Source organism: Serratia sp. (in: enterobacteria) (genome assembly GCF_051654945.1).
GTDB lineage: Bacteria > Pseudomonadota > Gammaproteobacteria > Enterobacterales > Enterobacteriaceae > Chania.
In genome coordinates this window covers 1-8,431 of the sequence record NZ_JBOFZA010000034.1, presented here as the reverse complement: position 1 = coordinate 8,431, position 8,431 = coordinate 1, and the positions used below count along the sequence as shown (strand labels likewise).

At 49.5% G+C, this 8,431-nt stretch carries 6 protein-coding genes and 4 pseudogenes; 9 read left to right on the top strand and 1 reads right to left on the bottom strand.

Going from position 1 to position 8,431, the window contains the following annotated elements:
• Positions 1-260: 260 nt before the first annotated feature.
• Complete coding sequence (locus tag ACRDCA_RS03555; RefSeq protein ID WP_438688321.1) at positions 261-599, top strand: hypothetical protein; 339 nt, start codon at positions 261-263, stop codon at positions 597-599.
• Between the two features lie 255 nt (positions 600-854).
• On the opposite strand, the pseudogene ACRDCA_RS03550 reads toward ACRDCA_RS03555, so the two are convergent.
• Positions 855-1,027, bottom strand: a pseudogene (locus ACRDCA_RS03550) (IS91 family transposase); the annotation flags it as partial.
• A gap of 8 nt (positions 1,028-1,035) precedes the next feature.
• On the opposite strand from ACRDCA_RS03550, the pseudogene ACRDCA_RS03545 reads away from it, so the two are divergent.
• From ACRDCA_RS03545 to tnpC, 8 genes and pseudogenes are all read left to right on the top strand, one after another.
• A pseudogene (locus tag ACRDCA_RS03545) lies at positions 1,036-1,375 on the top strand (Tn3 family transposase); the annotation flags it as partial.
• A gap of 1,163 nt (positions 1,376-2,538) precedes the next feature.
• Positions 2,539-3,282: a replication initiation protein RepE gene (gene repE, locus ACRDCA_RS03540; protein ID WP_438688320.1), complete on the top strand. Its 744-nt coding sequence runs from the start codon at positions 2,539-2,541 to the stop codon at positions 3,280-3,282.
• A 325-nt stretch (positions 3,283-3,607) separates the two neighbouring features.
• Complete coding sequence (locus tag ACRDCA_RS03535; protein WP_438688322.1) at positions 3,608-3,769, top strand: hypothetical protein; 162 nt, start codon at positions 3,608-3,610, stop codon at positions 3,767-3,769.
• A gap of 24 nt (positions 3,770-3,793) precedes the next feature.
• Positions 3,794-4,012, top strand: a pseudogene (locus ACRDCA_RS03530) (AAA family ATPase); the annotation flags it as partial.
• Between the two features lie 395 nt (positions 4,013-4,407).
• Positions 4,408-5,911, top strand: a pseudogene (locus ACRDCA_RS03525) (TOTE conflict system archaeo-eukaryotic primase domain-containing protein); the annotation flags it as partial.
• Between the two features lie 84 nt (positions 5,912-5,995).
• Positions 5,996-6,640 (top strand): IS66-like element accessory protein TnpA, encoded by a 645-nt coding sequence (gene tnpA / locus ACRDCA_RS03520; RefSeq protein WP_438688319.1) that lies wholly within the window; start codon positions 5,996-5,998, stop codon positions 6,638-6,640.
• Positions 6,637-6,984, top strand: coding sequence for an IS66 family insertion sequence element accessory protein TnpB (gene tnpB / locus ACRDCA_RS03515; RefSeq protein ID WP_438688318.1), 348 nt, complete (start codon positions 6,637-6,639; stop codon positions 6,982-6,984). Before tnpA ends, tnpB begins: the two co-directional genes overlap by 4 nt.
• Before the next feature lie 19 nt (positions 6,985-7,003).
• On the top strand, positions 7,004-8,431 hold a 1,428-nt coding region (gene tnpC / locus ACRDCA_RS03510), incomplete at its 3' end, for an IS66 family transposase (RefSeq protein ID WP_438688317.1).

Genomic DNA, 8,431 nt, shown 5'->3' with positions numbered 1-8,431 from the left:
GGTTTTAGTTTAAAAACTCAGCAAAGTTGGCATTTTTACGCGTAATCGCTCGGCACTCCCCGCCCTCTGGGAGTATGACACGCTACGATCTATGGTTAGGGATCTCAAAAATGGTCGATTCAATCTCCTAACCATGAACAATAATTTACGGTTCCTCGCTATTTAAATGACACTGATCAATAAATTGTATCATTGATTTAATGTAGGAACTATTTCTAATGTAAAATAATACATGCGGAATGAACGTAAAGGAGGAAATTATGCGAAAAATAACTTCAATGTTAATTATATCAACGACACTGTTATTTACCGCGAGTTCTTTTGCTGTACCTGGAAAACCATACGGAGGACAGCAAGGCTGGGGATCTGGCCCGAGATGTTGTCAGTCTTATGATTGCCCGATGCAGGGGGCTCGCTCAGGCGGATTTCTGTCTACCCTTCCTTACCCCGCCAGGCAGGAATATCACCTGTTGATTGCAGCCGATCATTTTGATAAATCAAAATTCTCCGCTTTTTTTGATAAGTACGAAATGAAAAATAAGGACGCGTTGTTCGAATGGTCGTATCAACATTATGAATGGTTCCATCAGTTACCTTAAGTAAACTGGGCTACCTTAGACTCATTGATTGAGTCTAAGGTGCATGGATAGGGATAGGTTGAAATATCTCTTACCTATTTTGTTTTAGGTGGTTTTAGCCTGCTTGATGGTTAAGAATCTAAAACGCACTTTTTGGGGCTTCTTAACCATAAACCGTAGCGTGACAGATCCGCTGATAGTGCAGACCAACGATATATTATGTATAAAAATACCAGTTTTAATGTGTTTTTAATCTAAAAACATCTTTCAGGCGCACTAATCTAACCCCGGCATCTGAAGCCATCGCTTTTTAGCCAGTCGATGAAATCTGTCAGACAACAGTTTGGTGGTGTGTTCGCCTGCTGAGCGCCGGTAAAATACAACCGATCGCCACACAGAATGCACTGGTACGGGTCGGTGCCTAGGAAGCCTGTCATCAGCACCGCAAACTCCGCTATTAAACAGAGGAGAAGCTTATCACCAACTGAGAAGGGCTATAGTATCAGTGATACAGTAATCAATTCCGTGGCGGCAGCGATTATCAAATAGATCAGTGGAATGATTGTGCTAGGCTGATTGCGAACTGCATTATTTACTACAATGCTGCAATTTTATCAGGATTAGTGGAAAAATTTGAATAGACGGATAATAAAGAGGCTATTGATATGTTAGCTAATTTAGCTCCTGTAGTCTTGGGACATATTCTGTTAGGTGGAAATTATTCCTTTGAGAAGCAAGCGGTAATCACTGATCTAGTTGGTATCTTGGAAAACGTAGATCCATCTAGTGATAAATAGGACGAATAATTTTAAAGTTTAACCTTATGATAATAAATGATTTTTAGACATGATGTGGGACATTTCCGGGGAAATGTGCGCGGAACCCTATATAGGAGGATTGATTACAATTTGTAAATCGCATTACATCACAAAACAGCAGGCTGTAGACTTCAGCCAGTCCTTTGCAGACAAGGTGGTACGAAGTACCGCAATCCAAGTCGATAGATGAAATTGCCAGTAAAATAGCTGAGTTGATCAGATTGCGTGCGTAGAAGGCTGTAATTTAAATAAGTCAGGTAATTCTCGGGAAGAACCGGGATTACCTGACTTATTTAAATTACAACAATGAGTTAAATTATTATTGTGGTTTTTTACATGACTGTCCTTCGACCCTCGAATACTTGTCTTTAGATGCGCGTAGCGCATGTAAGGCGGTATGATGTTGTTTTATATGACTCTGTAGTTAAACCGCCGAGGCCCGGCGTAAGCCGGTGGAGGATCATTAAAGATCTTGATCCCCCCCTGCGCTGGAAAGCTATGCAGATTAACAGCGATGAAAATGCTGATTTAAGCCCTTTTAACCCCGTTAGCGCGGCATAGCCGCGATGTATCGGGGACTTAGTGCTGGCAGCTTGCTGACAGCGCTTAGGGGGCTGTATGCCTAAATCAGAAGTGATTTTTTATTGAGAGATCATACTTGATGTTTTATTGAGCGATGTATTTAGTACAGACAAAAGAGCTACATAGGCCCCTGGACTATGTGTTTGAAGTGGTTGACCATATTGCCCTCCGGTATCGGTGGGCGCTACTTAGCGTTCAGGCGAAGCCTGGTATTGAGGAGCAGTCGGCTGTGCTGGCTAGCGATTGTAAATGCGTTGAATTGAAATGCAGAGTTATCCACATATACAAGCTTTATTTTTAAAGATCTTTTTAGATCTTTTTTTAAAACCTTTTTAGAAGGTCGCTAGGCCTTGAAGGAAGGGGCTCTCAGCGCCTACAATGTGACAAACTGCCCTGACGGGGTGACAAATCACCCTCAAAATACGTTTATACCGTGACAAATTACCCTCAAGGCTGTGACAAATTGCCCTCGAATTATCTCTTAAATCACAGTGTTATTGACAGCTCCCCCACATCCGTGACAACATCATTAACTGTCACTGTTCATAGTCGAGGGCGCGATGAACATCTTATCCGGAATGAAGGCAAAACCCCGTAAAGTTGGACAGCGTATCGTTCAATCTAATGAGTTGACTGAAGCCGCGTATAGCTTGTCTCGCGACCAAAAACGAATGCTCTATTTGTTTGTCGACCAGATCCGTAAACACGATGCTTTCAATAACATAGAGCAACACAACGGCATATGTGAAATATCGGTATCGGATTATGCAAAAATTTACGGTTTAACGTCTGCCGAAGCGAGCAAAGATATTCGTAACGCTCTGAAGAACTTTGTGGGTAAAGAGGTTGTTTTCTACCGCCCCGAGGATGACTTAGGTGATGAGAAGGCCAACGACTCTTACCCTTGGTTCATTAAACGTTCTCAGAGTCCTGCGAGAGGCCTCTATAGCGTTCATTTGAATCCTTACCTTATCCCATTCTTTATTGGTCTGCAGAATCGTTTTACTCAATTCCGTCTGGGGGAAACGAAAGAAATTACAAGCCCTTATGCAATGCGACTCTACGAATCACTCTGCCAATATCGGCGTGCTGACGGCACCGGCACAGCAATTCTAGGAATTGGCTGGATGATTGAGCGCTATCAACTGCCGCAAAGTTATACTCGCATGCCTGATTTTCGCCGCCGATTCTTAAATCCTATTGTAGATGAAATCAATGCAAGAACGCCAATGAGCATTGATTATATTGAGAAAAAGTCAGGCAGAGCTACAACACATATTGTTTTCTCTTTTGTTGAAGTGTGACAAGTCGCCCTCGATACTACGGTTTATCCGTGACAATGCACCCTCACTATTTCCATAACCGTGACAACTAGCCCTCAGTGACGGTTCTAGACTTCATAATAGTGACAAATTGCCCTCTGGAACCCCCTTATTCTAACCCGCCCCTCTCTTGAGAGGGCGCATTGTCACAGTTCCCAGGCTTTGCTCCTCGCTCTGAGGGCTAGTTGTCACAGTTATCGAGCTGCAACATACGGCGAAGGGCTATTTGTCACAGGTCTTTGGCTAATAAATTTGATTAGATGAGGGCAGATTGTCACTCTTCCCCGTTATGCGGATACCCATGGAGGTGACAACAGCGTATTTGATGGGTGTCGCCAGACGCTTCATCGATAACCTGCTGCGCCACAATCGCGAGAACCAGGAGCTCCCGTTATCGCGTCAGAGCGAACAACACTCTCCGACCTCGCTGGAGCATGAAAACCTGCGCGGTCCAGGCTACTACCACTAACTGGCAAACAGAGGAACGAACGGCATGAGCGATAACTTGTTAAAGAAGTTGACCCAACTGAAGCTCCCGGCCATGGCCGGGAGCCTAATCCGCCAGCGAGAAATACCGCAGACCTACGGCGAGTTGTCGTTCGAGGAACGTCTGATGCAGCTGGCAGATGACGAACTCCTGAACAGGGAAAACGGTCGGGTGGCCCGTCAGAGGAAGAGTGCGAACCTGAAATACCAGGAGCGCCGGAGGGGCTGGCCGAAGCTGACAAGGAAAACATCTTTGATTACATTGCGCAAGACACCCCCCGTGTGGCACTTGAACTGGATGAGGTTTTCAAAGCCAAGGTTGAGATCGCAGCACGGTAATAGTGTTGTGTGTCCTCCATGTAGCACAGTAATGGCCACCAACCAAGTGACACAATTTCTGGCGATTCCAGCGTAAAAACTCTTCTTTTCGAGGTTTGTCCACTCTACTCTTATAGAAAATAATGGAGACACCAAAGGTTAGGTGTGAGTGGGTGAAAATAGCATATGGATGTTGTAACTAATTATCTCTTTTATTAAAGGCCGGAGGTGGTTGCACCCAGCCCAGACACCGGATGACAGAGATCAGACAGACGTAATCTATGCGGAGATTTACAGCAGAGCATGGTTCACAAATCTGACAGCGATGAATTATCGGCACTGCGGGCAGAAAATGCCCGGTTGATTTCGCTACTTGAAGCCAATGGGATTGAGTGGCAACTTAAGCAGCAGGTTCCGGTGCAAAAATTATCAACCTTATCCATTGACGATAAGGTTGTGCTGTTTCGGCGACTGTTTCAGGGGCGGGACGATGTATGGGCCCTGCGATGGAAAAGTAAAACCAGCGGTAAATCGGGCTATTCTCCCGCCTGCGCCAACGAGTGCCAGTCGGGTATATGCGGTAAACCCCGGATAAAATGTGGAGACTGCGCTCACCGCCAGCTTATTCCTGTATCGGATCCCGTTATCTACCGGCATCTGGCAGGTGAACATACCATTGGTGTATATCCTTTGCTGGAAGACGACTTCTGTTATTTTCTGGCCGTTGATTTTGACGAAGCTGAATGGCAGGCCGATGCGTTAGCGTTCATGCAATCCTGCGATGAACTTGGTGTGCCAGCAGCACTGGAGGTATCAAGGTCACGTCAGGGCGCTCATATCTGGGTATTTTTTGCGTCCCGCGTTCTAGCCCGGGATGCCCGCCGTCTGGGGACGGCTATTATCAGTCATACCTGTAGCCGGACCCGACAGTTCCAGCTGGGCTCTTATGATCGGTTGTTTCCTAATCAGGATATTATGCCAAAAGGTGGATTCGGTAACCTGATTGCTCTGCCCCTGCAAAAAGGGCCGCGAGAGTCGGGTGGGAGTATTTTTGTTGATGCCGCCCTCCGGCCTTATACTGACCAGTGGGCTTTCCTGGCATCGGTGATACCGATGAACGCGCATGATATTGAACCGACGATATTACGGGCTACCGGAAATACTCACCCTCTGGATGTGACCTTTATCAACGAAGAAGATTTGGCCACACCATGGAAACCTGAAAAATCATCAGGTACCGGACTGAACATTTCTTTGCCGGATCCTCTGAAGATCACGCTTGCAAACCTGATCTACTTCGAAAAAGTACAATTACCTCAAGCGCTGGCCAACCGACTGATCCGGCTGGCAGCATTTCAGACCCCTGAATTTTATAAAGCCCAGGCCATGCGTATGTCGGTCTGGGATAAGCCCCGTGTGATAGGCTGTGCTGAGAATTATCCTCAGCACATTGCTTTGCCCCGCGGGTGTCTGGATAGCGCGTTGTCTTTACTGAACGACAACGGCATTGCCAGTGAGATAATCGATGAACGATTTGCAGGTACAGCATGTGATGTGACCTTCCTGGGAAAACTGAGGCCAGATCAGGAAGCTGCAGTCAATATCCAGGCATGGAGAGGTGGACCCGCTGGTCAGGAATTATGGGCAAATCATCGTTGATGAGTGTCATCATATTGGCGCGGTTTCTTTCAATGCGATACTGAAAGAGGCAAATGCCAGATATGTGCTTGGTCTGACCGCAACACCGGTTCGAGGGGATGGTTTGCACCCCATCATATTTATGCACTGTGGACCTATTCGTCATACGTAAGCGGCTCATTTAGACCGTCTGTCGATATCTCTCCGGTTCAGGGAAAATAATGTCCATCATTCAATAATGGACATTATACCTGTGAAATACCGGACCTTACTCCTTGATGCACTGCACTTACATCTTGATGTGCACATACCCAGAGCCGAAGTCGGCCGTCGGCTTGGCATCCCCAAAAGCACCCTCTACGATCTCTTTGTTCGCTTCAGAAAACAGGGGATTAGCTGGCCGTTGCCTGATGGCATCACCTTCGCAAAGCTCGAAGCCCTACTTTATCCTGCGCGGACCACAACGGTCAGGCCTGAGGCATCTACCTCCCCTGAGCCTGTTTCGCTGGAAAAGCCCGCTGTACGTAAACGGCCTCGCAGGCCAAACTTTCCACGTGATTTTAAGATCACCCTGGCAGAAAAGTCGCTTCAGCCTGGCACCAATGTGGCGCAACTGGCGCGTGAACACGATATCAACGACAACCTGTTGTTCAACTGGCGTAACCTTTACAGACGTGGGCTTCTGCGCCCACAGGGTGATGGCCCATTACTCCTGCCCGTCACACTGACTGAACCCACTACGGCAGTTGAACAACCGCCCCCGGCTATAGCACCACCTTCAGTCGGAGAACCCTGCTGCGAGTTGGATCTTCCCTCTGGAATACTGCGTATCCGCGGGAGTCTGACCCCAGAGCTTCTGCACATGTTGATCAGTGAAATGAAGGCCGGTGCACAATGAGCATGTTGCCAGTGGGAACACGTATCTGGATCGTGGCCGGGGTCACCGATATGCGCAACGGGTTCAACGGTCTGGCATCTAAAGTACAGAATATGCTAAAAGATAACCCGTTCTCCGGGCAGGTTTTTATCTTCCGCGGCCGCCGGGGTGACATGATTAAAGTCTTGTGGGCTGATGCTGACGGCCTGTGCCTGTTCATCAAACGGCTGGAGCGTGGGCGCTTCGTCTGGCCAGTGACCCGTGATGGAAAAGTTTATCTGACACCCGCCCAGTTATCCATGCTGCTGGAAGGCATAAACTGGAAACACCCGCAGCGGATGGAACGGCCTGGCCTACGGATATAACCTGCTGTAAAGTAGGAATATGGCTCGTTCACTCGTCGACGAAAATGCCCGACTTAGGGCGCTGCTGGACGCTCAGCAGCAAAGCCTTCGCCAGATGGCGGAGTATAACCGGCTGCTCTCACAGCGGGTGGCGGCTTACGCCAGCGAAATCAACCGGCTGAAAGCCCTGGTCGTCAAACTGCAGCGTATGCAGTTCGGCAAAAGCTCTGAAAAGCGGCGCCAGAAAACGGAACGCCAGGTGTGTGAGGCGCAGGAGCGTATCAACGCTCTGCAGGAAGAGATGGCGGAAGTGCTGGGCGAACAGCATGACCCGGTTATGCCACAGCCGCTGCGCCAGTCTTCGGCCCGCAAACCGTTGCCGGCATCACTCCAGCGTGAATCCCGCACGCTGCCGCCAGCGGAAATCACCTGTCCGGCGTGTGGTGGTGGCCTGAGTCCGCTCGGCTGCGATGTCTCGGAACAGTTGGAGCTCATCAGCAGCGCTTTTAAGGTCATCGAAACACAGCGGCCAAAACTGGCCTGCTGCTTGTGTGACCACATCGTTCAGGCTTCCATGCCGTCAAAACCCATTGAACGCAGCTACGCTGGCCCCGGTCTGCTGGCGCGCATCGTCACGGCGAAGTTCGCAGAACATACGCCTCACTATCGCCAGTCGGAGATATACCGTCGTCAGGGTGTAGAGCTGAGCCGTGCCACGCTGGGGCGTTGGTCCGGTGCGGTGAGCGAACTGTTGGAGCCGCTCTGGGATCTGCAGCGCCAGTATGTGCTGATGCCGGGAAAGGTGCATACCGACGACATCCCGGTGCCGGTACAGGAGCCGGGGAGCGGTAAAACGCGGACCGCCCGGTTGTGGGTGTACGTGCGGGATGATCGCAACGCAGGTTCGCCGATGCCACCGGCCGTGTGGTTCGCGTACTCACCGGACCGCAAGGGTGTTCATCCACAACAACATCTTGCCGAGTACAGCGGTATCCTGCAGGCCGATGCGTATGGGGGTTACAATGCGCTGTACGAAGACGGATGCATCACCGAAGCGGCATGTATGGCTCACGCCCGTCGAAAAATCCACGACGTCCACGTCCGCATCCCGACAGACACCACAACCGAAGCACTGAAGCGGATCGGTGAACTGTACGCCATCGAAGCGGAGATACGCGGCAGCCCGGCAGACGAAAGGCTGGCGGCCAGAAAAGCCAGAGCCCTCCCGCGGATGCAATCGTTGTATGACTGGATACAGGGGCAGATGAAGGTACTGTCACGGCACTCAGATACGGCAAAAGCGTTCGCGTACCTGCTAAAACAGTGGGATGCGCTGAATCTGTACTGCAGTAACGGCTGGGCGGAGATCGACAACAACATCGCGGAAAACGCCCTGCGCGGTGTGGCTCTGGGCCGGAAAAACTGGTTGTTCGCAGGCTCAGACGAAGGTGGGGAGCGAGCAGCGATA